This window comes from Pseudomonas caricapapayae, from assembly GCF_001400735.1.
GTDB classification, from domain to species: Bacteria; Pseudomonadota; Gammaproteobacteria; order Pseudomonadales; family Pseudomonadaceae; genus Aquipseudomonas; species Aquipseudomonas caricapapayae.
Genome location: NZ_LJPW01000188.1, coordinates 50,864 through 74,584, shown reverse-complemented (window position 1 = coordinate 74,584; position 23,721 = coordinate 50,864). Strand labels below are relative to the sequence as shown.

Annotated in this window: 20 protein-coding genes; 12 read left to right on the top strand and 8 right to left on the bottom strand. The window is 59.1% G+C overall.

What is annotated here, in order from left to right; all coding sequences use genetic code 11:
- The first annotated feature begins 125 nt into the window (after positions 1–125).
- The 8 genes from mnmC to ALO80_RS28095 all read left to right on the top strand — a co-directional run bounded on the left by mnmC (position 126) and on the right by ALO80_RS28095 (position 12,034).
- The gene (gene mnmC, locus ALO80_RS28130) at positions 126–2,123 is read left to right on the top strand and encodes a bifunctional tRNA (5-methylaminomethyl-2-thiouridine)(34)-methyltransferase MnmD/FAD-dependent 5-carboxymethylaminomethyl-2-thiouridine(34) oxidoreductase MnmC (RefSeq protein WP_055011340.1); all 1,998 of its coding nucleotides are present in this window, start codon (positions 126–128) and stop codon (positions 2,121–2,123) included.
- A 92-nt stretch (positions 2,124–2,215) separates the two neighbouring features.
- Positions 2,216–2,884: an ABC transporter ATP-binding protein gene (locus tag ALO80_RS28125; RefSeq protein ID WP_054984321.1), complete on the top strand. Its 669-nt coding sequence runs from the start codon at positions 2,216–2,218 to the stop codon at positions 2,882–2,884.
- Entirely contained in the window at positions 2,884–5,361 is a 2,478-nt protein-coding gene (locus tag ALO80_RS28120) for an FtsX-like permease family protein (RefSeq protein WP_055011339.1), read from the top strand. Before ALO80_RS28125 ends, ALO80_RS28120 begins: the two co-directional genes overlap by 1 nt.
- Positions 5,351–6,430 carry a lipocalin-like domain-containing protein gene (locus ALO80_RS28115; RefSeq protein ID WP_055011338.1) on the top strand — a complete coding sequence of 360 codons (1,080 nt, stop codon included), beginning with the start codon at positions 5,351–5,353 and terminating at the stop codon, positions 6,428–6,430. Before ALO80_RS28120 ends, ALO80_RS28115 begins: the two co-directional genes overlap by 11 nt.
- 509 nt (positions 6,431–6,939) lie before the next feature.
- Positions 6,940–8,712, top strand: coding sequence for an N-acetylglutaminylglutamine amidotransferase (locus ALO80_RS28110; RefSeq protein ID WP_055011337.1), 1,773 nt, complete (start codon positions 6,940–6,942; stop codon positions 8,710–8,712).
- Between the two features lie 3 nt (positions 8,713–8,715).
- A complete protein-coding gene (gene ngg / locus ALO80_RS28105; protein WP_055011336.1) occupies positions 8,716–10,464 on the top strand; it encodes an N-acetylglutaminylglutamine synthetase in 1,749 nt (582 codons plus the stop codon).
- A gap of 78 nt (positions 10,465–10,542) precedes the next feature.
- A complete protein-coding gene (locus ALO80_RS28100) occupies positions 10,543–11,739 on the top strand; it encodes an osmoprotectant NAGGN system M42 family peptidase (RefSeq protein ID WP_002552559.1) in 1,197 nt (398 codons plus the stop codon).
- Positions 11,740–11,806: 67 nt separating this feature from the next.
- Positions 11,807–12,034, top strand: coding sequence for a YheU family protein (locus ALO80_RS28095; RefSeq protein WP_003314533.1), 228 nt, complete (start codon positions 11,807–11,809; stop codon positions 12,032–12,034).
- 43 nt (positions 12,035–12,077) lie between these two features.
- Here ALO80_RS28095 and csrA read toward each other — a convergent pair whose 3' ends face one another.
- The 4 genes from csrA to ALO80_RS28075 all read right to left on the bottom strand — a co-directional run bounded on the left by csrA (position 12,078) and on the right by ALO80_RS28075 (position 15,094).
- Positions 12,078–12,272, bottom strand: coding sequence for a carbon storage regulator CsrA (csrA, locus tag ALO80_RS28090; RefSeq protein ID WP_055011335.1), 195 nt, complete (start codon positions 12,270–12,272; stop codon positions 12,078–12,080).
- A 169-nt stretch (positions 12,273–12,441) separates the two neighbouring features.
- The gene (locus tag ALO80_RS28085; RefSeq protein ID WP_055011334.1) at positions 12,442–12,774 is read right to left on the bottom strand and encodes a YnfA family protein; all 333 of its coding nucleotides are present in this window, start codon (positions 12,772–12,774) and stop codon (positions 12,442–12,444) included.
- A 1,023-nt stretch (positions 12,775–13,797) separates the two neighbouring features.
- Positions 13,798–14,613 carry an SDR family oxidoreductase gene (locus ALO80_RS28080; RefSeq protein ID WP_055011333.1) on the bottom strand — a complete coding sequence of 272 codons (816 nt, stop codon included), beginning with the start codon at positions 14,611–14,613 and terminating at the stop codon, positions 13,798–13,800.
- Between the two features lie 103 nt (positions 14,614–14,716).
- Positions 14,717–15,094: a DUF2784 domain-containing protein gene (locus ALO80_RS28075; protein WP_055011332.1), complete on the bottom strand. Its 378-nt coding sequence runs from the start codon at positions 15,092–15,094 to the stop codon at positions 14,717–14,719.
- 317 nt (positions 15,095–15,411) lie between these two features.
- On the opposite strand from ALO80_RS28075, the gene ALO80_RS30265 reads away from it, so the two are divergent.
- On the top strand, positions 15,412–15,570 hold the full coding sequence (locus tag ALO80_RS30265; RefSeq protein ID WP_002552554.1) for a DUF3309 family protein: 159 nt from the start codon (positions 15,412–15,414) through the stop codon (positions 15,568–15,570).
- Between the two features lie 115 nt (positions 15,571–15,685).
- Here ALO80_RS30265 and ALO80_RS28070 read toward each other — a convergent pair whose 3' ends face one another.
- The 3 genes from ALO80_RS28070 to ALO80_RS28060 form a co-directional block, all read right to left on the bottom strand.
- A complete protein-coding gene (locus ALO80_RS28070) occupies positions 15,686–17,344 on the bottom strand; it encodes a cation acetate symporter (protein WP_055011331.1) in 1,659 nt (552 codons plus the stop codon).
- Complete coding sequence (locus tag ALO80_RS28065) at positions 17,341–17,652, bottom strand: DUF485 domain-containing protein (RefSeq protein ID WP_002552552.1); 312 nt, start codon at positions 17,650–17,652, stop codon at positions 17,341–17,343. Before ALO80_RS28065 ends, ALO80_RS28070 begins: the two co-directional genes overlap by 4 nt.
- 235 nt (positions 17,653–17,887) lie before the next feature.
- Positions 17,888–18,742 (bottom strand): glycine betaine ABC transporter substrate-binding protein, encoded by an 855-nt coding sequence (locus ALO80_RS28060; protein WP_055011330.1) that lies wholly within the window; start codon positions 18,740–18,742, stop codon positions 17,888–17,890.
- A gap of 1,177 nt (positions 18,743–19,919) precedes the next feature.
- On the opposite strand from ALO80_RS28060, the gene ALO80_RS28055 reads away from it, so the two are divergent.
- The 3 genes from ALO80_RS28055 to ALO80_RS28045 all read left to right on the top strand — a co-directional run bounded on the left by ALO80_RS28055 (position 19,920) and on the right by ALO80_RS28045 (position 22,747).
- Positions 19,920–21,218: an alpha/beta fold hydrolase family protein gene (locus ALO80_RS28055; protein WP_054987643.1), complete on the top strand. Its 1,299-nt coding sequence runs from the start codon at positions 19,920–19,922 to the stop codon at positions 21,216–21,218.
- Positions 21,211–22,023: an MlaA family lipoprotein gene (locus ALO80_RS28050; RefSeq protein ID WP_055011329.1), complete on the top strand. Its 813-nt coding sequence runs from the start codon at positions 21,211–21,213 to the stop codon at positions 22,021–22,023. Before ALO80_RS28055 ends, ALO80_RS28050 begins: the two co-directional genes overlap by 8 nt.
- A gap of 133 nt (positions 22,024–22,156) precedes the next feature.
- Positions 22,157–22,747: a DcrB/PsbP domain-containing protein gene (locus ALO80_RS28045; RefSeq protein ID WP_055011328.1), complete on the top strand. Its 591-nt coding sequence runs from the start codon at positions 22,157–22,159 to the stop codon at positions 22,745–22,747.
- Positions 22,748–22,778: 31 nt separating this feature from the next.
- On the opposite strand, the gene ALO80_RS28040 is transcribed toward ALO80_RS28045, so the two are convergent.
- A complete protein-coding gene (locus ALO80_RS28040) occupies positions 22,779–23,687 on the bottom strand; it encodes a LysR family transcriptional regulator (RefSeq protein ID WP_055011327.1) in 909 nt (302 codons plus the stop codon).
- Positions 23,688–23,721: the final 34 nt, after the last annotated feature.

The following is a 23,721-nucleotide window of genomic DNA, read 5'->3' as shown; positions in this document are numbered from 1 at the left end:
GATGGACAACCTTCAGTGAACATTCTGACCACCGATTACGGGCATCGGTCAATCCGCGCGCCAGTGATCGCACTTTTATCCTCGCAGATGGCTAAAATGCGCCCTCTGCCACCGCTGAGCCTGACATGACCATGACCCGCCACGCCCGGATAGACTGGGACGAACAAGGCAACCCGCGCTCCCGCGATTTTTCCGACGTGTACTTTTCCACCGAGTCCGGTCTGGACGAGACGCGCCATGTGTTTCTGGTGCAGAACGACCTGCGTCGGCGTTTCACCGAACTGTCCGAAGGCGGCAGGTTGATCATTGGCGAAACCGGCTTCGGCACCGGGCTCAATTTTCTCTGTGCCTGGCAACTGTTCGATGAGTGCGCGCCTGCCGGCGCGCGCCTGCATTTCGTCAGCGTCGAAAAATACCCGTTGAGCCGCGACGACCTGCAGCGTGCCCTGGCCCTGTGGCCGGAGCTGTCGACGTTCGCTCAGCCGTTGCTCGACCAGTACGTAGCGCTGCATGAAGGCTTTCAGCGCCTGCTATTCGCTGACGGCCGCGTGACCCTGACACTGCTGATCGGCGATGCGCTGCACATGCTGCCACAGCTGGACGGGCAGATTGATGCGTGGTTTCTCGACGGGTTTGCGCCGGCGAAAAACCCGGAAATGTGGACGCCCGAGCTGTTTGCCGAATTGGCGCGCCTGTCCACGTCCACCACCACGATCGGCACCTTCACCAGCACCGGCTGGGTGCGGCGCTCGCTCAACGCAGCAGGCTTCAAGATGAAGCGGGTGCCGGGTATCGGCCATAAATGGGAGGTGCTGCGCGGCACTTTTATCGCCTGGCCGGAAGGTATTGCGCCTTCTGTTGTCGTTAAACCCTGGTTTGCCCGTCCTGCGCCAGCGAGTGGCGAGCGCAAGGCGCTGGTGATTGGCGCAGGGCTGGCAGGATGTGCCACGGCGCAAAGCCTGGCGCAGCGGGGCTGGCAGGTAAGCCTGCTGGAGCGCCATGCCGCACCGGCACAGGAAGCCTCGGGCAATCCGCAGGGCGTGCTGTACCTGAAACTGTCGGCGCACGGCACGGCGCTGTCACAGTTGATCCTCAGCGGCTTTGGCCACACACGAAGGCTGCTTGAGCGATTGCAGCGTGGCATCGACTGGGACGCTTGTGGCGTGCTGCAACTGGCTTTCGACGACAAGGAAGCGCTGCGCCAGAAACAGCTGGCCGATGCCTTCCCCGAATCACTCCTGCACCTGCTGGACCAGCCTGCGGCCGAAGCGCAGAGCGGCGTTGCGCTGAACAGTGGCGGGCTGTTTTACCCCGAAGGCGGCTGGGTTCATCCGCCTGCGTTGTGTCACGCACAGGCCGGGCACGAAAATATCCGCCTGATCACTCATCAACAGGCACTGGAACTGAGGCGTGTCGATGATCAGTGGCAGGCCTGGAGTAACGAACGGTTGATCGACAGCGCCCCGGTCGTGGTGCTGGCCGGGGCAGCTGATATCCAGCAGTTCGCACAGACGGCCGATTTGCCGCTCAAGCGCATTCGCGGGCAGATCACCCGTTTGCCGCAGACTCAGGCCAGCGCGGCATTGCGCAGCGTGGTATGCGCCGAGGGTTATGTGGCTCCGGCACGTCTGGGCGAGCATACGCTCGGGGCGAGTTTCGACTTCAACAGCACTGATCTGACGCCCAACCTGACCGATCATCTGGACAATCTGGAGCTGTTGCGGGAGATTTCGCAAGACCTCACTGCACGCCTTGAGGCCGCCGATTTGGCAGCCGAACAATTACAGGGGCGCGCAGCGTTTCGTTGTACCAGTCCGGATTATTTGCCGATCGTCGGTCCGCTGGCCGATCGCGAGGCGTTCATGCAGGCCTATGCAGCACTGGCCAAGGATGCGCGCCAGGTGCCGGACATCGCCTGCCCGTGGCTGGATGGTCTGTACGTCAACAGCGGTCACGGTTCGCGCGGGCTGATTACAGCACCACTGTGTGGCGAGCTGATCGCCGCCTGGCTCGACAACGAGCCTCTGCCCTTGCCACGCAGCGTGGCCGAAGCCTGTCACCCCAACCGTTTTGTCCTGCGCGGGCTGATTCGCGGCAAGGGGAAGCAGCCTGCTGGTCACTGAAATCCGCAGATGCTGCCAGCTCGCACGATATTCCCTACAAGCACGCGCTCAGGCGCTACTCTTTAGCGTCTGTCAGAACAATTGGACCGCTCATGCTGCACGTGCAAAACGTATTCAAGCGCTACACCACGGCACAGGGACCGCTGGATGTCCTGCGTGGTGTCGATCTGCACCTGGCACAGGGCGAAAGCCTGGCATTGATGGGTGAATCCGGCAGCGGCAAGAGCACGTTGCTGCATCTGGTGGCGGGTCTTGATCAGGTCGATGACGGCAGCATCGACGTCGCAGGGCAACGCCTGGACCTGATGAACGAAAACCGGCTGGCGAACTGGCGACGCACCGAAATCGGTCTGGTGTTTCAGCAGTTCAACCTGATCGGCAGCTTGAAAATAGCAGACAACCTGGCGTTTCAGGCACGACTGGCAGGGCGATTCGATGCGGCCTGGCAGGCGCACCTGATCGAACGTCTGGGTCTTGGGGCGTTGCTGGATCGTTATCCCGAGCAACTGTCCGGCGGACAACAGCAACGGGTGGCGATCGGTCGCGCGCTTGCGGCACGGCCCAGCCTGCTGCTGGCAGACGAGCCCACCGGCAATCTAGATGAAACGACCAGCGACGAAGTGCTGCAATTGTTGCTGGATGTGCTCGCCGACAGTCCCACCAGCCTGCTGATGGTCACTCACAGCCCGCGGGTGGCTGACCGACTGGCGCGCAAAGTGGTACTGCATCTGGGTCGCCTGGCTGTCGAAGGCGAGCGCTGATGCCGGTTTTCTACTGGACCCTGCGCGCCTTGCTGAGCCACTGGCGACGCCATCCCGTGCAGTTTTTCAGTGTGCTGACCGGCTTGTGGCTGGCCACCGCGTTGCTGACCGGCGTTCAGGCGCTCAACAGTCAGGCACGGGAAAGCTATCAGCGGGCCAGCGAACTGATCGGCGGTGAACCGCAAACCAGCATCGCGGCACCTGGCGGGGCCTTGTTCGCTCAGGATCTGTTCGTCCAGTTGCGCCGTGAAGGCTGGCCGGTTTCGCCCGTCCTGCGCGGGCGAATAACGCTCAAGGGTCTGGAGAACCAACGGCTGCAACTGGTCGGCATCGAGCCGCTGACGCTGCCGAACAGCATGCTGGCCGGACAGACGCTGGACTCCGGTCAGATCGTCGACTTCCTCACCCCGCCCGGAGCGACGTGGATATCGGCGCAGACCCTCCAGGCACTGGGGTTTGAAGAAGGTCAGCAACCCTTGGCCGAAAATGGCGCTGCCATGCCGCCGCTGCGTGTCAAACCGGACATGGCCCCCGGCGTGCTGCTTACCGATATCGGTTTTGCTCAATCGTTGCTCGGCTTGACCGATCAATTGTCCAGCCTGCTGCTGCGAAAGGATTTCGCGGCTCGCGACCCGCAATTGCCGGCAGCCCTCAGAGGCCAACTGGCAATCAGCAAGACAGGGGAAGAAAACAACCTGCAACGCCTGACCGAAAGCTTTCACCTGAACCTGAGCGCACTGGGTGTTCTGTCGTTCGGAGTGGGATTGTTCATCGTGCACGCAGCCATTGGCCTGGCACTGGAGCAACGTCGAGGCCTGTTGCGCAACCTGCGTGCCTGTGGTGTCAGCGCACGCCTGCTGATCACTGCCTTGAGCATCGAACTGGGCGCACTGGCCCTGGTGGGCGGTGTGCTGGGGGTGATCAGCGGCTACCTGCTCGCCAGCCTCCTGTTGCCGGACGTTGTAGCCAGTTTGCGGGGGCTTTACGGTGCCGAGGTCGCCGGTCAATTGAACCTCAGCCTGTGGTGGTGGCTCAGTGGGATTGGACTGAGCCTGCTGGGCGCACTGCTGGCCGGTGTCAACAGCCTGTTGCGTGCGGCGCGCCTGCCCTTGCTGGCATTGGCCGATGCCCAAGCGTGGCAGCAGGCCCATGCACGATGGCTGCGGCGTCAAGCCTGGGTGGCAGCAGCCGGAGCACTCGTCGCCCTGGCAGCGCTGTTGTTCGGCAACAGCCTGTTGTTGGGTTTCGTACTGATGTCCGCCCTGCTGTTCAGTGCCGGGCTCGGCCTTCCGGTGCTGCTGGATGCCATGCTCGGAGGCCTGCTGACCCGCAGTCGTTCGGTGCTGGGGCAATGGTTTCTGGCCGATTGCCGACAGCAACTGCCCGCGCTCAGCCTGGCACTGATGGCCTTGCTGCTCGCGATGGCCGCCAATGTCGGCGTGGGCAGCATGACCTCGGGCTTTCGCCAGACGTTCAATAGCTGGCTGGAACAGCGGCTGACTGCCGAACTTTACGTCAGCCCGCAGGACCCGGCACAGGCCGGGCCATTGCACACCTGGCTGAACCAGCAAACGCAAATCAGCGCAGTGCTGCCCAACTGGCAAGTGGCGCTGCAAGTTCAGGGGTGGCCTGCCGATCTGTTCGGTGTGGTCGATCACACTACCTACCGCCAGCACTGGGAACTGCTTGAAGCGGTAGAAGGTGATGCATGGAGTCTGCTACGTGACGAAGATACCGTGATGCTCAGCGAACAACTGGCGCGTCGTCTCAAGCTGACGCTGAACGACACGCTGAGCATCCCGGTGCCTGCCGGCCAGTGGACTGCGCGCATCGTCGGGATCTACGCCGACTATGGCAATCCCAAAGGCCATCTGCTGGTCAACGAAAAACACCTGCTCGCCCACTGGCCAGGATTGAACCCGTTTCGTTTCAATCTGAGGGTCGATCAGGCCGCGATTCCTCCTCTGGTGAAGCAACTGCAGGAGCGCTTCACGCTCGACGACAATCACATCATCGATCAGAGCCAGATCAAGCGTTGGTCAACCCAGATTTTCGAACGCACGTTTTCCGCGACCGCCGCCCTCAACAGCCTGACACTGGGGGTAGCGGGCGTCGCGTTGTTCATCAGCCTGCTGACCCAGAGCCAGAGCCGGCTCGGACAGCTTGCCCCGTTGTGGGCGCTTGGGGTGACGCGACGGCAGTTGATGCTGCTGAACCTGGGACAGACCTGGCTGCTGGCGATTCTGACATTGCTGTTCTCCATGCCGCTGGGCTTGATGATTGCGTGGTGTCTGGATGCGGTGATCAATGTCCAGGCGTTTGGCTGGCGCCTGCCGCTGCAAGTCTACCCGCTGCAATTGCTGCAACTGATGGCGCTGGCAATGCTGGCGACCCTGCTGGCCTCGGCCTGGCCGCTGCTGAAGCTATACCGCAGCCGTCCAGCGGATTTGCTGAGGACCTTTGCCAATGACCATTAAGTGGCCGATGCCATTGGCGCTGGTACTGCTGCTGGGTGCCTGCGATGAAACACCGAAGCCTGAAAGCGGCTTTGCCGGGCTTGGAAATGACGCGAACGCCTACACCCAGGTCAAACCGGGGCGGGTATTTTCCTTCCCCGACGACCATGGCCAGCACCCCGGCTTTCGTATCGAATGGTGGTACATCACGGCGACGCTGAAGGATGACACCGGCCAGCCGTTCGGCGTGCAATGGACCTTGTTCCGCAGCGCCTTGCGACCCGGCGTGCAGGCCGGCAGCGGCTGGAACGAAGGCACTGTCTGGCTGGGCCATGCGGCGGCGACCTCCAGTAGCGGCCATTACGTGGCAGAGCGTTTCGCACGTGGCGGTATCGGACAGGCGAACGTGACGCAAGCCCCCTTCTCGGCGTGGATCGACGACTGGACGTTCACCAGTAGCGCCAGAACAGGAGATCCGCTGACCAGCATGCAATTAAAAGCCAGCGGCCAGGATTTTCGCTATGACCTGAACCTCACGTCCAGCAAGCCTCTGGTGTTACAGGGTGAACAAGGCTACAGCCAGAAATCGGAGGCGGGCCAGGCGTCGTATTACTACAGCCAGCCATTTTTCGACGCCAAAGGCAGCGTGGAAATACAGGGCAAGTCCTATCAGGTCACCGGCAATGCCTGGCTGGACCGGGAATGGAGCAGCCAGCCACTGACCGCCAACCAGAGCGGCTGGGACTGGTTTTCGCTGCAACTGGCAGACGGCGACCGCTTGATGCTCTACCGCATCCGTCACAAGAACGGCGAACCCTACCTGACCGGCAACTGGATCAGCGCTGACGGTACCACTCGATTGCTGCAGGCCAACGAGATCAGTCTGGAGCCATTGAAAGAAACCTTGATCGGCGAGCATAAAGTGCCCACCCGCTGGAGAGTCAGGGTCACTGACAGAAATCTGGACATTACCACCGATGCACTGAACCCCGCGGCCTGGATGGGCGTGAGCATTCCCTACTGGGAGGGCCCGGTGAGGTTCAGCGGGAGTCAGGAAGGCGTGGGGTATCTGGAGATGACCGGGTATTGAGCGGGTCTGCTGGCAGTTGCGCCTTCAATTCGAAATGTCCTTGCGATCAACCTTGGAGCAAGACAACAGCAAATCCTCCATCGGCGACTGGGCATCCTGCATGGCGGCGATGCGCGCAGTTACCCAACTGCAACTGTTCATCCCGTCGGCCCCTGGATAACAGGTCTTCGGTCTGTTTCTTCTTCGCAGCCGCCAGCACCCTGAACCCCTTTATGCCTGCCGAGTGAATTGACGTGCTTTTATGTGCCCCAAACCAGCGTGCTGCAAACATCACCGTCAATGAGCCAAATCCGCTTTACATGTCAGAAAAATCCGCCCTGAAGCGGATGCGGTAAGCACGACAGCAACCCCGACCCGGTGAAAGCATCAACTCCAGAAGCACGCATCCAACCAGCTGAAAACAAAAGCTTATAACTTTTTGATCTAAAACTACCATGCCCTCACTGGGTCAGTTTCTGGGTGACTGCACTTTCTCAGTCACCTCCCCAACGGAAACCCGGTAAGGACTTATGTGCGGATTAGCAGGTGAACTTCGTTTCGATCATCAACCAGCGGACCTTGCCGCTGTTGAACGTATTACCCATGAGCTGGCGCCTCGCGGCCCGGATGCGTGGGGGTTCCATAGCCAGGGGCCGGTTGCCCTCGGTCATCGCCGTCTGAAAATCATGGACCTGTCGGATGGATCGGCGCAGCCGATGATCGACAGTCACCTGGGCCTGTCCATGGCCTTCAACGGTGCTATATACAATTTTCCCGAACTGCGAGCCGAGTTGGAAAGCCTTGGCTATCAGTTCCACTCCGGCGGAGACACCGAAGTCCTGCTCAAGGGCTACCACGCGTGGGGCGCAGACATGCTGCCCAAGCTCAACGGCATGTTCGCCTTTGCCATCTGGGAGCGTGACAGCAAGCAGCTGTTCATTGCCCGTGACCGCCTCGGCGTAAAGCCGTTGTACCTGTCGAAAACCGACAAGCGCCTGCGCTTCGCGTCCTCGCTGCCTGCCCTGCTCAAGGGCGGTGATATCAGCGGGATGCTTGATCCGGTGGCGCTCAATCATTACCTCAACTTCCATGCCGTCGTACCTGCGCCGCGCACGCTGCTGGCCGGTGTCGAAAAACTTCCGCCGGCCAGCTGGATGCGTATCGACGCCAGTGGCAAGGTCGAGCAAAAAGTCTGGTGGACGCTGCCTTACGGCCCTCACGACGACGAGAAAAACCTCACCCTTGAAGATTGGCGCGATCGCGTACTGGACAGTACCCGTGAGGCAGTGGCGATTCGTCAGCGTGCAGCGGTCGATGTCGGCGTGCTGCTTTCCGGTGGCGTCGACTCCAGCATGCTGGTTGGCTTGTTGCGTGAAGTGGGTGTCGAGGACCTGTCGACTTTCTCTATCGGTTTCCAGGATGCCGGTGGCGAGCGTGGCGACGAATTCCAGTATTCCGATCTGATCGCCAAGCATTACGGCACACGCCATCACCAATTGCGCATTCAGGAAAGCGAGATCATCGAGCAGTTGCCTGCGGCGTTTCGCGCCATGAGCGAGCCGATGGTCAGCCACGATTGCATCGCCTTCTACCTGCTGTCACGTGAAGTGTCCAAACACTGCAAAGTGGTACAGAGCGGCCAGGGCGCTGACGAACTGTTCGCCGGCTACCACTGGTACCCTCAGGTGGATGGCGCGAGCGACCCGGTTGCGGCTTATCGCGATGCATTTGTGGACCGTAGCTACGCCGAATACGCCGAAACGGTACAGCCGAAGTGGCGCACGCCCAACGACGCAGCCGGTGATTTCGTTCGCGATCATTTCGCCCAGCCCGGTGCCAGCGCTGCAGTCGACAAGGCTCTGCGCCTCGACAGTACGGTGATGCTGGTCGATGACCCGGTCAAGCGCGTCGACAACATGACGATGGCCTGGGGCCTGGAAGCACGTACGCCGTTTCTCGACTACCGCCTGGTCGAACTGTCGGCCCGTATCCCCGGCAAGTTCAAACTGCCGGACGGTGGCAAGCAGGTCCTGAAAGAAGCTGCACGCCTGGTCATTCCTTCGGAAGTGATCGACCGCAAGAAGGGCTACTTCCCGGTTCCCGGCCTCAAGCATCTGCAGGGTGACACCCTCAATTGGGTGCGTGAACTGCTGACCGACTCCAGCCAGGATCGCGGCCTGGTCAACCCGGCCATGGTCGATAAATTGCTGACCAATCCCGAGGGCCAGCTCACGCCATTGCGCGGCTCCAAGCTGTGGCAACTGGCAGCGCTGAACCTGTGGCTCAGCGAACAAGGACTGTGATTGATGAAACAGAACGCGACGACTTATAGCCAGCGCCTGCTGCGCGGCCAGTCGCCCTCGTACGAACGTCTGCAGGCGCGCCTCGCCGAAGATGGCAGTCAGATAGAGGCGGAGCCGTTGGCCCTGCACTGCGGCTGGGGACGCTTGCTGATCGGTCACACCTACCCTGATCCAGCAGCGCTGGCTCAGGATCTGCTCAACGAAAAGCCCGGTGAGCGCGATATTGCCCTGTACGTGGCTGCGCCGCAGCAAGTCCTGGCGCAATCGCCGCAACAGCTGTTTCTCGACCCTTCCGACACGCTCCGTCTGTGGTTCAGTGATTATCGACCGGCGCATCGGGTGTTCCGCGGGTATCGAATCCGCAGGGCGCACAACGAAGCAGACTGGCAGGCCATCAACAACCTGTATCTGGCACGCGGCATGCTGCCCATCGACCCTGAACTGCTTACGCCGCGTCATGAGGGTGGCCCTGTCTATTGGGTGGCCGAGGACGAAGGCAGCAACACGATCATTGGCAGCGTAATGGGCCTCAACCACCAGAAAGCCTTCAATGATCCGGAAAAAGGCAGCAGCCTCTGGTGTCTGGCGGTCGATCCGCAATGCACGCGGCCTGGTGTGGGCGAAGTGCTGGTGCGGCATTTGATCGAGCATTTCATGAGTCGCGGCCTGAGTTACCTGGATTTGTCGGTGCTGCACGACAATGACCAGGCGAAGGCGCTGTACGCCAAACTGAATTTTCGCAACCTGCCGACCTTCGCCATCAAGCGCAAAAACGGTATCAACGAGTCATTGTTCCTCGGCCCCGGTCCGCAGGCGGACTTCAATCCGTATGCGCGGATCATTGTCGAGGAGGCGCATCGCCGCGGCATTGACGTCCAGGTGGACGACGCAGACGCCGGGTTGTTTACCCTCAGCTACGGCGGTCGTCGTATCCGCTGCCGCGAGTCGTTGAGTGATCTGACCAGCGCGGTGAGCATGACTCTGTGTCAGGATAAAAGTCTGACCCATCGTGCGTTGAAGGCTGCCGGCCTGCGCTTGCCCGCACAGCAACGGGCAGGCAGTGCAGATGATAATCTGGCATTTCTTGAAGAGCACGGGCAGATCGTGGTCAAGCCGCTGGATGGCGAGCAAGGGCAAGGCGTTGCGGTTGATCTGCGCACTATCGATGACGTGCAAACCGCCATCGAACAGGCTCGTCAGTTCGATACTCGCGTGATTCTGGAAAGCTTTCATGAAGGCCTGGACCTGCGCATCGTGGTGATCGGCTTCCAGGTGGTGGCTGCAGCGATCCGTCGCCCAGCCGAAATCATCGGTGATGGCCGCCACACGATCAAACAGTTGATCGAAGCACAGAGCCGTCGTCGTGCGGCGGCGACCGACGGCGAAAGCCGTATTCCGATGGATCAGGAGACCGAGCGCACCGTGCGCGAGGCCGGTTTTGACTACGCCGATATCCTGCCGATGGATCAGCGTCTGGCTGTGCGCCGCGCTGCCAACCTGCACACGGGCGGCTGCCTGGAAGATGTCACGGCGATTCTGCACCCGGTGCTCAGCGATGCAGCAGTACGCGCGGCGCGGGCCCTGGACATCCCGGTGGTCGGCCTGGACCTGATGGTGCCTGCCGCCGACCAGCCCGAGTACGTGTTCATCGAAGCCAATGAACGCGTGGGCCTTGCCAACCACGAACCGCAACCCACCGCCGAACGTTTCGTCGATCTGTTGTTTCCGCACAGTCTGCCTGTGCATATCTGATCGCAGTTGCGGGCACAGGCTGCAAACGGCTATCAGCCCTCGCAGCCTGTGGCCTGCACTGTTCCATAAGGAGCATCCATGACCCCTGCAAATATCCCCGATCCGGATCTGAAATACCTGCAGAAAGTTCTGTTGGAAATGCTCGCGATTCCAAGCCCGACCGGTTTCACAGACACCATCGTGCGTTACGTGGCCGAGCGTCTTGAAGAACTGGGCATCCCGTTCGAGCTGACCCGCCGCGGTACCATCCGCGCCACGCTCAAGGGCAAGCAAAACAGCCCTGACCGTGCAGTATCGGCGCACCTGGACACCATCGGTGCAAGCGTTCGGGAAGTCAAAGACAACGGCCGTCTGGCGCTGGCCGCCGTTGGTTGCTGGTCAAGCCGGTTTGCCGAGGGCAGCCGGGTCAGCGTGTTTACCGATACCGGTGTGATCCGCGGCAGTGTTCTGCCATTAATGGCTTCCGGTCATGCATTCAACACTGCTGTGGACGAGATGCCGATCAGCTGGGACCACGTCGAGCTGCGGCTGGATGCATATTGCACCACGCGCGCCGACTGCGAGTCGCTGGGCATCGGCATCGGCGACTTTGTGGCATTCGACCCGCTGCCGGAATTCACCGAGAGCGGGCATATCAGTGCCCGCCACCTGGATGACAAGGCCGGCGTTGCGGCGCTGCTTGCGGCGCTGAAATCCATTGTCGACAGCGGTGCCGAGCCATTGATCGATTGCCATCCACTGTTCACCATCACCGAAGAAACCGGTACGGGCGCAGCAGGCGTGCTGCCTTGGGACGTGAGCGAGTTTGTCGGCATTGACATCGCACCGGTCGCACCTGGCCAGCACTCCAGTGAACACGCGGTGAGTGTGGCCATGCAGGACTCGGGCGGCCCGTACGACTACCACCTGTCCCGCCATTTGCTGCGTCTGGGCGTGGAGAACGAGTTGCCGGTACGCCGTGACCTGTTCCGCTATTACTACAGCGATGCGCATTCGGCTGTGACCTCGGGGCACGACATCCGTACGGCGCTGCTGGCCTTCGGCTGCGACGCGACTCACGGTTACGAGCGCACGCATATCGACAGCCTGGCAGCACTGAGCAAATTGCTGGGGGCTTATATCCTCAGCCCGCCGGTATTCGCCAGCGATGCCAAACCGGCGCAGAGTTCACTGGAGCGGTTCAGCCATCAGATCGAACATGACGCACAGATGGAATCCGACACCCGCGTCCCCCCGGTCGACAGTCTGATCGGACAGAATCGCGAGGAGAGTTGAGGCCTTGTGAATTGCGGTGCCTGGCACCGCAGTTCTATCATCGCAGCTCATCGACACGAGAACCGCCATGCTGATCCCTTATGACCAACTGGAACCTGACACCCTCACTCGCCTGATAGAGGATTTCGTCACCCGTGAGGGCACCGACAATGGCGACGAGACGCCACTGCAAACCCGCGTGTTGCGTGTGCGGCATGCGTTGACCAAGGGCCAGGCGGTGATCTTTTTCGATCTTGAGAGCCAGCAGTGTCAGTTGATGCTCAAGCACGATGTGCCCAAGGAGTTTTTTGAATAATCCTTCGGACCTGAACAGGGTTCGACAAGGCGAACCATGTCACCTAGTGAGGCTGCGTGGTTGCCTGCTGCGAAAGCTTGTTGGCGATTCGCTTGTAGACCTCGGCACGGTGAATCTTGATGTCTTTCGGGGCATTGATTCCGAGCCTGACCTGATTGCCGTTGATGCCCAGAATCTGCACGGTGATGTCATCACCAATGGAGAACGTTTCGCCAATTTCCCGCGTCAGTACCAGCATTTTTCCCACCCTTTCATTGCGCAAAGGAGGCAGGGTGCATCGCGAAACAGGGCGCTTCAATGCGCTGATGGCAAATCAGTAAGGTCCTGCAATCCCGCCGGAAAAGGCTGAAGGAAACGCCTTACTTCCTAGCGAAATCTGTAGGAAATTTCGTTTAAGACTGGGGTTCTCACGACGCAGACCAACGGGGCCCAAGCAGAATGATCGTCGCGCCGGTGACACAGAAAGCCAGACCCAGCCAGTCCGTCCCCAGCGGTCTGACCCGCTCGACCAGCCCCAGCCAGGCAATCGACGCCACGATGTAAATCCCGCCATATGCCGCATAGGCCCGCCCGGCATAAGCTGCCTCGACACGCGTCAGCAACAGTGCAAAGAACGTCAGGCTGATCAGCGCAGGAATGACCCACAGCGCGCTCTTGCCTTGGCGCAACCATAGCCAGAAAGCATAGCAGCCGGCTATCTCGAACAGGGCCGCGAGGAAGAACCACAGATAATTGAGCACAAAAGGTTCTCTGAAAAGGGGCAGGAAAGATGGGCGCAACCCTATCAGAAAAGAATGCGCTCATGATCGTGATGACAGTGGGCATGGAGCGCGACAACTGTCCGTCACGCATCGAAATGCAGTTCAGGAGTATATGCGTCCTCGAGACGACGCAGAGCGTCGAGAACTGCATTCCCACGCAGGAGCGCGGGAACGATCATCGCAACTATCGTACGACGCTCTGCGTCGCATGCCGTTCCGGACGCTCCGCGTCCTCTTGGCGACGCAGAGCGTCGAGAACTGCATTCCCATGCTGGAGCGCGGGAACGATCACCACAACTATCGTGCGACGCTCCGTTCCGGACGCTCCGCGTCCTCTTGGCGACGCAGAGCGTCGAGAACTGCATTCCCACGCAGGAGCGCGGGAACGATCACCACAACCATCGTGCGACGCTCTGCGTCGCATGCCGTTCCGGACGCTCCGCGTCCTATTGGCGACGCAGAGCGTCAAGAACTGCATTCCCATGCTGGAGCGCGGGAACGATCACCACAACCATCGTGCGACGCTCTGCGTCGCATGCCGTTCCAGACGCTCCGCGTCCTATTGGCGACGCAGAGCGTCAAGAACCGCATTCCCACGCTGGAGCGCTGGAACGATCATCGCAACTATCGTGCGATGCTCTGCGTCGCATGCCGTTCCGGACGCTCCGCGTCCTATTGGCGACGCAGAGCGTCAAGAACCGCATTCCCATGCTGGAGCGCGGGAACGATCACCACAACCATCGTGCGACGCTCTGCGTCGCATGCCGTTCCGGACGCTCCGCGTCCTCTTGGCGACGCAGAGCGTCAAGAACCGCATTCCACGCTGGAGCGCGGGAACGATCATCGCAACTATCGTGCGACGCTCTGCGTCGCATGCCGTTCCGGACGCTCCGCGTCCTTTTGGCGACGCAGAGCGTCGAGAACTGCATTCCCACGCAGGAGCGCGGGAACGATCATCGCAACTATCGTGCGATGCTCTGCGTCCGGTCTTGATGCAGGGCTTCAGGCATGCCCTTTCTGTGCCTTGGCGCGCATCTTCGCACACATGACCGTCATTTCGTCATACATCGCTTGTGGCTGTTTGCGCTTCATGTCCCAAGCCATTCGACCTTCTTCGTGGGGCAGGATCATGAACTCGCCTTCGGCGATCTGCCTGAAGATGTGATCGGCAATATCCGCTGCAGTGATCGGCGACTTCTCCAATAGTCGGCCGATCTGCGCTTTCATTGCTGGCGTCGGACCGCGGAAGGAATCCAGCAGGTTGGTCTGAAAAAATGACGGGCAGACCACATGCACATCAACACCCTGGTCGTGCAGCTCGACCAACAGGCTTTCGGAAAGCGCTACGACCCCTGCCTTGGCGACATTGTAATTACTCATCGCCGGGGCCTGCATCAATGCAGCCATCGACGCAATGTTGATGATTTTGCCTTTGCTGGCCTGCAACATCGGCAGGAACGCCTTGCAGCCTTTGACCACCCCCATCAGGTTGATCGCGATCTGCCAGTCCCAGTCTTCCAGTGACAACTCGTTGAAAAAGCCACCCGACGCCACACCCGCATTGTTGACGATGATGTCGATGCCGCCGAAGCGCTCTTCACATGCCTGAGCAAATGCGGTGAGCTGACTGTAATCGCGAACGTCGCAGCGCTGAACAAAACCGTCACCACCCGCCTCGCGCACCAGCGCCAGGGTCTCCTGCAGACCGGCATCGTTGATGTCCGACAGCGCCAGTCGCCAGCCTTCGCGCGCCCAGCGCAGTGCAATTTCACGGCCCAGACCCGAGCCGGCGCCAGTAATCATGATGCGGTTTTGCATAGCGAGTGCCTTGTGATGTGCAGGAGTTGCCTGAGTGTAATCACAGCCAGGGCTCGGCAACCCCACCATCAAGGCGCTGAATGCCAAGAGCAAACCCGCAGCTTCATGAGCGTCGCACACGCGACACAAAACGCAGCAGTAACAGGCCGTACACCACCACATTGACCAGTAAAACGATGCCGCCCAGCCAAAGCTGTATGCCCGGTGTAAGCCCGGCCGGATAGATCAGCGGAACAAGATAATGCTCAACGAACCCACCGCTGTAACCCTGTTCACCCGCTACGCTGCGCAGTGTGTTTTCCAGCGGTGTCAGCGGGCAATACAGGTGCAGAAACTCGACGGCGCTCCCCCACACGGCTGCCGGAACGTGTAGTAACGCCAGCCACGGCCTGCTCAATACCAGCAGACCGCCGAACAGGACGAACACGATGAACAATAGATGAAACATAACCACGGCATCTGCCGCCACCCGATACACCATTTGCACGCCCTCTCGCGGGGTCATTGATTACGCTCACCGGCGCGAATCAGACGAGACTTTTCACCGCCGTTAGTTCAATATTTTTTAAGACCGTTTCAAGCACTTTCCGCCAACTAAAGCTGAAACATTGTCGGACAAAAATTCATCAAACCCTTGATTTTAATGATTTTTTAAATATGTAAGAAATTATTTAAAATAGATGAAACCTTTCCTGAACGGCCGCAGTCGGATGAGTCAAGCAGGTAAATTCCATACCCTCGGGTATGAAAGCTTCAACTGCATTCGTTAACTAACTTAAATGAAAGAGGGAACTCATCATGGGCATCGGCACTATTCTTATCATCGTTCTGATTCTGTTGCTGGTCGGCGGTCTGCCGGTATTCCCGCACTCGCGCAGCTGGGGCTACGGTCCATCGGGCATCATCGGTACTATCCTGGTGATCCTGCTGATTCTGGTGTTGCTCGGCAAGATATGACCTGCTGATTCACGCAATCGGTAGCCGTCAGTAAAAAACCCCGCTTTCTCAAGCGGGGTTTTTATGGCTCGTGAAAAAGCAGCCCGAAGGCTGCTTCGTTCACTGCACCTGCGCCTTAGTGCGAAACCGCACCGCTGGCACCCAGTCCCGTTTGCGAGCGGACGAACTGCGGATAGAACAAGGCGCGCTCGCCCTCCGCCGCTTTTGACTTGTCGGTGATGGAGAAGAACCAGATACCCACGAAGGCGATGGCGATGGAAAACAGCGCCGGGTATTCGTAAGGGAAAATGGCTTTGGGGTTGTGCAGGATCTGCACCCAGATGGTCGGCCCCAGGATCATCAGTACCACGGCGCTGATCAGACCCATCCAGCCGCCAATCATGGCCCCACGAGTGGTCAGATTTTTCCAGTACATGGAAAGCAACAGGATCGGGAAGTTGCAGCTCGCAGCGACCGAGAACGCCAGGCCCACCATGAACGCGATGTTCTGGCTTTCGAAGGCGATACCCAACAGGATAGCCACAACGGCCAGCGCAATGGTGGTGATTTTCGAGATGCGGATCTCGTCTTTCTCGTTGGCTTTGCCCGCCTTGATCACACTGGCGTACAGATCGTGGGAGACCGCCGAGGCACCTGCCAGGGTCAGGCCGGCAACCATTGCCAGAATGGTGGCGAACGCTACTGCAGAGATGAAGCCCAGGAACAGGCTGCCGCCGACCGCATCGGCCAGGTGAACCGCTGCCATGTTGTTACCGCCCAACAAGGCACCCGCTGCATCCTTGAACGCCGGGTTGGTGCTGACCAGCAGGATCGCGCCAAAACCGATGATGAAGGTCAGGATGTAGAAGTAGCCGATAAAGCCGGTTGCGTAGAGCACGGACTTGCGGGCCTCCTTGGCATCGCTCACGGTGAAGAAGCGCATCAGGATGTGTGGCAAGCCTGCAGTACCGAACATCAAGGCCAGACCCAGCGAGAATGCCGAGATCGGGTCTTTCACCAGACCGCCAGGGCTCATGATCGCTTCACCTTTGGGGTGAACCTTGATCGCCTCGGAGAACAGCATGTTGAAGTCGAAGTTGACGTGCTTCATGACCATCAGTGCCATGAACGACGCACCGGACAGCAGCATTACCGCCTTGATGATCTGCACCCAGGTGGTTGCCAGCATGCCGCCGAACAGCACATAAAGGCACATCAGAATACCAACCAGCACCACCGCAACGGTGTAGTCCAGACCGAACAGCAACTGGATCAGCTTGCCGGCACCGACCATCTGCGCGATCAGATAAAACGCCACCACCACCAGCGAACCGCAGGCAGACAGGGTGCGGATTTCCTTTTGCTTGAGGCGATACGAGGCAACGTCGGCAAAGGTGTATTTACCTAGATTACGCAGGCGCTCGGCGATCAGGAACAGAATGATCGGCCAGCCCACCAGGAAGCCGATCGAGTAGATCAGACCATCGTAGCCAGAGGTGTAGACCAGTGCGGAGATACCCAGAAAGGACGCTGCCGACATGTAGTCACCGGCAATCGCCAGACCGTTCTGGAAGCCGGTGATTTTGCCACCCGCTGAATAGTAGTCCGACGCGGTCTTGTTCTTTTTCGACGCCCAGTAGGTGATGTACAGGGTGAAGGCAACGAACACCACGAACATGATGATCGCGGCGACGTTCAGAGGTTGCTTCTGCACTGCGCCAGTCAATGCATCTGCCGCCCAGAGAGTCGGCGCGAATGCGGCCAGGCCAAGTGCTGCTGATAGGCGCCGGATCATTGCTGAGCCTCCTTCAGGATGGCATTGTTCAGGTCATCGAATTCGCCATTGGCACGGCGAACATAGATGGCGGTCAGCACAAACGCAGAGAGGATCAGCCCTACGCCGATCGGCATTCCCCAGGTAATGGTTGAAGTCGGGCTCAACTTGGCCCCCAGAATATGGGGTCCGTACGCAATCAAAAGAATAAAGGCCGCATACAGGCCAAGCATGATCGCCGAGAGAATCCAGGCGAACCGCTCTCTTTTGGATACCAGCTCCTTGAAACGCGGGCTGTTTTGAATCGAGAGGTAAATGCTGTCGTTCATTGTTTTTGTCCTCGCAGCACAGATGAGATGTCACGTAACGCACTTTAGTCCGGTCCGGCGCGCACTCCAGACGACCTTAGTATTAGAACGACACTAGCCGTAGATCGACCGCTTTCCACAGCGTCGATCCGCCGTCAGTCAGCCCGTGCAGAAAATGCCATGATCCAGAAATGCCAAAGGCCGTCTGGCAATGGCACCAGACGGCCTTGAAACGGCGTTGTCAGCAGGTTACAGACTATTTGGCGGTCCATGCAGCAACACGGTCCGGGTGTTTGGCTACCCATTCCTTGGCAGCGGCTTCAGGTTTGGCACCGTCCTGAATCGCCAGCATTACTTCACCGATCTCATCCTTGGAGGCCCACTGGAATTTTTTCAGGAAGGCCACCACCTCGGGGGCTTTTTTCTCCAGGCCCAGACTGGCAACGTTGTCGACGGTTTCAGCTGCACCGTAGACACCTTTAGGGTCTTCCAGGAAACGCAGTTTCCACTTGGCGAACATCCAGTGCGGTACCCAGCCGGTGACGACGATGGATTTCTTTGCCTTCTCGGCACGGGTCAGTTCGGCAATCATGCCGGCGCCGGAGCTGGCCTGCAGTTTGTAACCGTCCAGACCGTAATCCTTGATGGCCTGATCAGTCTTGATCATTACACCCGAGCCAGCATCGATCCCGGTGATCTTCTTATTGAAGGAGTCATCGGTCTTGAGGTCTTCAATGGTCTTGGCTTTCACGTACTCAGGCACGATCAGGCCGATCTTGGCGTCCTTGAAGTTGGGGCCGTAGTTGACGACCTGATCCTTGTACTTGGCGTAGTACTCGCCGTGCGTGCCTGGAAGCCAGGCAGACAACATCAGGTCCAGCTTGTCGGTGGCCACGGCCTGCCACATGATCCCCGCTGCAACGGACTGCAACTTGACGTCGTATCCGAGCTTCTGCTTGATCACTTCGGAGGCCACGAAGGTGGTGGCGACACTGTCGGACCAGCCTTCCACATAGCCGATGGTCAGGGTTTTGGTTTCAGCAATCGCCAGCGTGGAGCTGACAGCAAGTACCAGAGCGGCACCCGCCCCCAGTATTTTTCGCATCATCATTGTCGCTTCCCCGGAAGTCTGCACAGACGGTTGTCAGCGCATCGTTAACGTTGTTTTCAAGACCGCACCCACGCCCGGCTTTGGGGCACGCTGCGCCCTGCACGCTTTGATCGCAGCCACGCGCAGTGACACACGCACTGCACGCCACCTTGATCATCGACTTGCTGCGCGGACAGGCATGCTCTGTCTGCGACACCGGGACAACGGGAAACGACAACAACGATCCATCCACGACACTGCTTAACGAAACACGCCTGAATGCAGCCACCCCCCTACGCAACAGAACCGTGTAACCGTCGGTTGAAAGCGGAACCGATACGATCGTCGTATAGACGCCGAACATCTGCAGCGCACCACTCTGGGTCATTCTGCAAAGGAAACAGGATGTGTTACCGCGACCTGTTGAGCAACGCCCCGAACGGGTAACACGGAAACGTTTTTTGCGTCGTTACGCCCGCACGACACCTGCCAATAACCGTAACCTTATGATTTATATGATTTTTAAAAAGATGGCATGGGACCTGCTATATCTCCTGTACAACAAAAACAAAAAATGAAGCGGTAAACCAATAAAAACAAGACGTAACGGCTCTGACACAACAAGAACAAAACGGACAGAGGCGCAGCTAACAGATTTTTTTGGAGTGGATCAGCTTTACAGGGACCTTTCGATGAAAGGCCTCGCGACCGGACAGAGAACAATAAAACTACCTTCAGGTAGCTCCCGAACCGGTGGGATCACGATGTTGTGCAGACAGGTGATTAAAGCGAGTCAGCGCTCAAAAAAATACGTTTGCTCTTGATCCCGACTGGGGGTCGCCCAACAACGCTGTAAAGGGACTGGCCGCCAACAACAATAACAGGCCGCCCTAGAACAATAAAAAGAGCAGGTAAAACACATTGGAGGAGAGCTTAGGCTCTCCTTTGTGTTTTGCGCCGCTCAAGAATCCGCCCCCTCGGCGGATATAGTCGTACTCAGCGCCGCGCCTGCGTGATCGAAGCGGTCAATCCAAGCCGCGCGCAAAAAATAAACCGTATATCTGCATTGCAAAATCCAAAGAACGTGTATTGTTCCGTCATAATTTACACGGTTAACCGGTGGATGCGGCACTTTGGCACTACACCTTGGTCATAGCCTGCGTATCTCATCAGCACTTCTTTCCCAAGGGATTTAGTCATGCTCCGTTTTCTGCGCTTCGCTACCGTTATAGGTGGCTTGTGTTTAAGTGCGTCCGCTCTGGCGACCAACGTCGACTCCGCCACCTATGGCTATCCGCTGACTAATCCGTTCGAAGCGACCATTGCGACCACCCCTCCCGATTTACGCCCCGATCTGCCTGACGATGAAGATATCGATCAGGACGTCTACACCCTGAACCTGCACCCGGAGCGTGAGTTCACCCTGCCCGACAACTTCTGGGCCGTGAAAAAACTGCACTATCGCCTGGCCAAGCAGGACCACGCGGCACCGCTGATCTTCCTGATTGCGGGCACCGGCGCGCCTTATAACAGCACCATCAATGAATTCCTGAAGAAGCTCTACTACGGCGCGGGCTATCACGTCGTGCAGCTGTCATCGCCGACCAGCTACGACTTCATGAGTTCGGCCTCGCGTTTTGCGACCCCGGGGATCTCCTCGGACGACGCGGAGGATATCTACCGGGTCATGCAAGCCATTCGTGCCCAGCAGGCGCAGTTGCCGGTGACCGACTATTACCTGACCGGTTACAGCCTTGGGGCCTTGAATGCTGCCTTCGTCAGCCAGCTGGACGAAAAGCGCCGCAGCTTCAACTTCAAGAAAGTGTTGCTGCTCAACCCGCCGGTCAACCTTTACACCTCGATCAGCAACCTCGACAAACTGGTGCAGACCAACGTCAAGGGCATCAACAACACCACCACGTTCTATGAACTGGTGCTGGCCAAGCTGACCCGTTACTTCCGCCAAAAGGGTTACATCGACCTTAACGATGCACTGCTGTTCGATTTCCAGCAGTCCAAGCAGCACCTGACCAATGAACAGATGGCAATGCTGATCGGCACCTCGTTCCGCTTCTCGTCGGCCGACATCGCGTTCACTTCCGACCTGATCAACCGCCGCGGCCTGATCACCCCGCCGAAATTCCCGATCACCGAAGGCACCAGCCTGACGCCGTTTCTCAAGCGCGCCCTGCAATGCGACTTCGATTGCTACCTGACCGAACAGGTCATCCCGATGTGGCGCGCACGCACGGACGGCGGTAGCCTGCTGCAGTTGGTCGACCAGGTCAGCCTTTACGCACTCAAGGATTACCTGCACAACAGCCCCAAAATTTCCGTCATGCACAACGCCGACGATGTGATTCTGGGCTCGGGTGATCTGGGTTTCCTGCGCAAGACCTTCGGCGATCGTCTGACCGTTTATCCTTACGGCGGGCATTGCGGCAACCTTAATTACCGCGTCAACACCGACGCCATGCTGGAGTTTTTCCGTGGCTAAACGTCTTTTACTTCTTGCCGCTCTGCTCTGTGCCGGCACAGTCCAGGCCGCTGACGCGGATACCAGCAACAAGGCTCAGCACCCTGCCACCGTGGCCCGTCAGACCGATGCCGACGGTTTCACTCAGCCGCTGAAGTCGCTGCAATTCAACCCGGGGCTGGATCAACGCGAGTTCGAACGCGCCTCCATCAATGCGCTGGAAGTCTACGACCCGCTGGAGTCCTGGAACCGCCGGGTGTACCACTTCAATTACCGTTTCGACGAATGGGTGTTCCTGCCGGTCGTGGACGGCTATCGCTACATTACGCCGGGCTTCGTACGCAGCGGCGTGAGCAACTTTTTCAGCAACCTGGGCGACGTTTCCAATCTGCTGAACAGTCTGTTGCAGTTCAAGGGTGAGCGCTCGCTGGACACCACCGGTCGTCTGCTGCTCAACACTACCATTGGCATCGCCGGTCTCTGGGATCCGGCGTCCATGATGGGGCTGCCGCGCCAGAGTGAAGACTTCGGCCAGACGCTGGGCTTCTACGGCGTGCCTGCCGGACCTTATCTGGTGTTGCCATTGTTCGGCCCATCCAACCTGCGTGACACGGGCGGCATGCTGTTCGACTACACCGCTGAAAACCAGATCAACTTCCTGAACGTTGCGGAAGTCAGCAGCGACCATCCGGAAATCACCGTGTTGCGTGCCATCGACCGTCGTTACGTCACCAGCTTCCGGTACGGCCAATTGAACTCACCCTTCGAGTACGAGAAAGTGCGTTACGTCTACACCGAGTCGCGCAAACTGCAGATCGCCGAATAAGCCTGACGCAGCAACAGAACGGCCAGCCGGAGTGATCTTGCTGGCCGTTTTTTATGGGCACTTTTACCTGCCCGGCCACTCGTATCCCTCGGGCACAAACGACTCGATCCACTCACAGACAAAAGGAATTTTCATGCGGTCTTTCGGTTTCAAGGCAATTGTTTTGGGCATCGCACTGGCAGCTTGCCAGAGCGTGGTCAGCGTTCAGGCGGCCACCAAGGCACAGGCCGCCGCGCCCGCCTCTGCTGCGCTACAAAAGGCCTCGCTGCTGGGCGGCAAACTGGCGTTTACCATCCCGGCAGGCTACGTGAAGGGCGAGATGCCCGAAATCGACGAGAAGGCCAAGGCGCAGGGAGTAACCGGGGCGCTGTACACCAATGCGGCTGAAAAGCGCGTGCTGATCGTTACCGAAACGCCGATGCCAATGGGCGTCCAGGCCAGCGATAACGACGGTGCAGTACTGGATGGGCTGGTCACCGGGATACTTGCCCAGCAGAGTGCTGGCTACAAGGATTTCAAAAAGCTCGGCGACAAGAAGATCGTCAAGAACAATGGCCTGGGTGTACGTCAGCTGGATACCTCGGCGACCATGAGCGACGCTCAGGTGTTGAGCACATCGATCATTGCCGCGTCGGGTGCCCGCGCAGCCGTGCTGAACGTAGTCTCCAACGCCAAAAGCCCGAAAGAACACGCCGCGCTGGTAAAGGCTGTCATAGGCCAGTGAACCGAGAATCGGGTGGCTGGATCAGATTGGCTCAGTCCACCCGCAACGCCGCCGACAACCGCTCCACCAGCGCCTGCACCTTGGGTAGCGATTCGCGATTGCGCGGCCAGGCCAGATGCAAGGCCAGGCCGTCGGTGGCCAACTGTGGCAGGATTTCCACCAGCTCGCCGCGCTGCAACTGTTCCTTGATCAGCCAGGTCGCCAACTGGGCAATGCCCCACGCCGATGTCACCGCGGCCACCTGCGCTTCGCCATTGCCGATAACCAGCCGCGCTTCGACAGCGCGCGCCTCCTGCTGCCCCTGATCGTCGACAAATAGCCAGGGGCTGGTGCTGCCATCGCCACGGCCAAACAGAATGCAGGCATGACTGGCCAGGTCTTCGAATGTTTCCGGCCTACCGTGGCGCTGCAGATAAGCCGGTGCCGCGCAGAAGATCACCCGTTCGGTGCCCAGATACCGGTGCGCCACACCCGCTGGCCAGACAGGCGGACCGCCAATGCGCACGGCCAGGTCGATCCCCTCCTCGATGATATCGACGAAGCGATCGGTAAAGGTTATCCGCGGGCGCAGCTTGTGATGCTCTCCGGTAAAAGCCAGGATTAACGGCAGCGCATGCAAGCGGCCAAAGGTCGCAGGCAGATCGATGCGTAATTGCCCGGCCGGCTCTGTGCGTTGTGCAGCAAGCGCGGTCTCGGCAGCCTCGAGGTCGGCAAGCATTCGTGTGCATACGACGTGATAGGCCGCGCCTTCTTCCGTTAGCGCCAGACTTCGGGTGGTCCGCTCGAACAAGCGCAGGCCCAGGCGATTCTCCAGGCGTGCAACGCTTTTGCTGACCGCAGAGTTGGTCAGGTTCAAGCGTTCGGCAGCTGCCGTAAAACTCCCTGCATTGGCAACGGCGACGAAGGTTTCGATGCCCTTGAGACGGTCGGTGGACAGCACACTAACTCCCGATTGAAGAAATTAATTCCATAAT

What these genes read in the sequence shown, in the direction of transcription:
- mnmC (WP_055011340.1), top strand. Translation starts at nt 126, where the DNA reads ATGACCATGACCCGCCACGCCCGGATAGACTGGGACGAACAAGGCAAC.
- ALO80_RS28055 (WP_054987643.1), top strand. Translation starts at nt 19,920, where the DNA reads ATGCTCCGTTTTCTGCGCTTCGCTACCGTTATAGGTGGCTTGTGTTTA.
- ALO80_RS28115 (WP_055011338.1), top strand. Translation starts at nt 5,351, where the DNA reads ATGACCATTAAGTGGCCGATGCCATTGGCGCTGGTACTGCTGCTGGGT.
- ALO80_RS28100 (WP_002552559.1), top strand. Translation starts at nt 10,543, where the DNA reads ATGACCCCTGCAAATATCCCCGATCCGGATCTGAAATACCTGCAGAAA.
- ALO80_RS30265 (WP_002552554.1), top strand. Translation starts at nt 15,412, where the DNA reads ATGGGCATCGGCACTATTCTTATCATCGTTCTGATTCTGTTGCTGGTC.
- ALO80_RS28110 (WP_055011337.1), top strand. Translation starts at nt 6,940, where the DNA reads ATGTGCGGATTAGCAGGTGAACTTCGTTTCGATCATCAACCAGCGGAC.
- ALO80_RS28065 (WP_002552552.1), bottom strand. Translation starts at nt 17,652, where the DNA reads ATGAACGACAGCATTTACCTCTCGATTCAAAACAGCCCGCGTTTCAAG.
- ALO80_RS28125 (WP_054984321.1), top strand. Translation starts at nt 2,216, where the DNA reads ATGCTGCACGTGCAAAACGTATTCAAGCGCTACACCACGGCACAGGGA.
- csrA (WP_055011335.1), bottom strand. Translation starts at nt 12,272, where the DNA reads ATGCTGGTACTGACGCGGGAAATTGGCGAAACGTTCTCCATTGGTGAT.
- ngg (WP_055011336.1), top strand. Translation starts at nt 8,716, where the DNA reads ATGAAACAGAACGCGACGACTTATAGCCAGCGCCTGCTGCGCGGCCAG.
- ALO80_RS28120 (WP_055011339.1), top strand. Translation starts at nt 2,884, where the DNA reads ATGCCGGTTTTCTACTGGACCCTGCGCGCCTTGCTGAGCCACTGGCGA.
- ALO80_RS28070 (WP_055011331.1), bottom strand. Translation starts at nt 17,344, where the DNA reads ATGATCCGGCGCCTATCAGCAGCACTTGGCCTGGCCGCATTCGCGCCG.
- ALO80_RS28080 (WP_055011333.1), bottom strand. Translation starts at nt 14,613, where the DNA reads ATGCAAAACCGCATCATGATTACTGGCGCCGGCTCGGGTCTGGGCCGT.
- ALO80_RS28075 (WP_055011332.1), bottom strand. Translation starts at nt 15,094, where the DNA reads ATGGTGTATCGGGTGGCGGCAGATGCCGTGGTTATGTTTCATCTATTG.
- ALO80_RS28095 (WP_003314533.1), top strand. Translation starts at nt 11,807, where the DNA reads ATGCTGATCCCTTATGACCAACTGGAACCTGACACCCTCACTCGCCTG.
- ALO80_RS28060 (WP_055011330.1), bottom strand. Translation starts at nt 18,742, where the DNA reads ATGATGATGCGAAAAATACTGGGGGCGGGTGCCGCTCTGGTACTTGCT.
- ALO80_RS28045 (WP_055011328.1), top strand. Translation starts at nt 22,157, where the DNA reads ATGCGGTCTTTCGGTTTCAAGGCAATTGTTTTGGGCATCGCACTGGCA.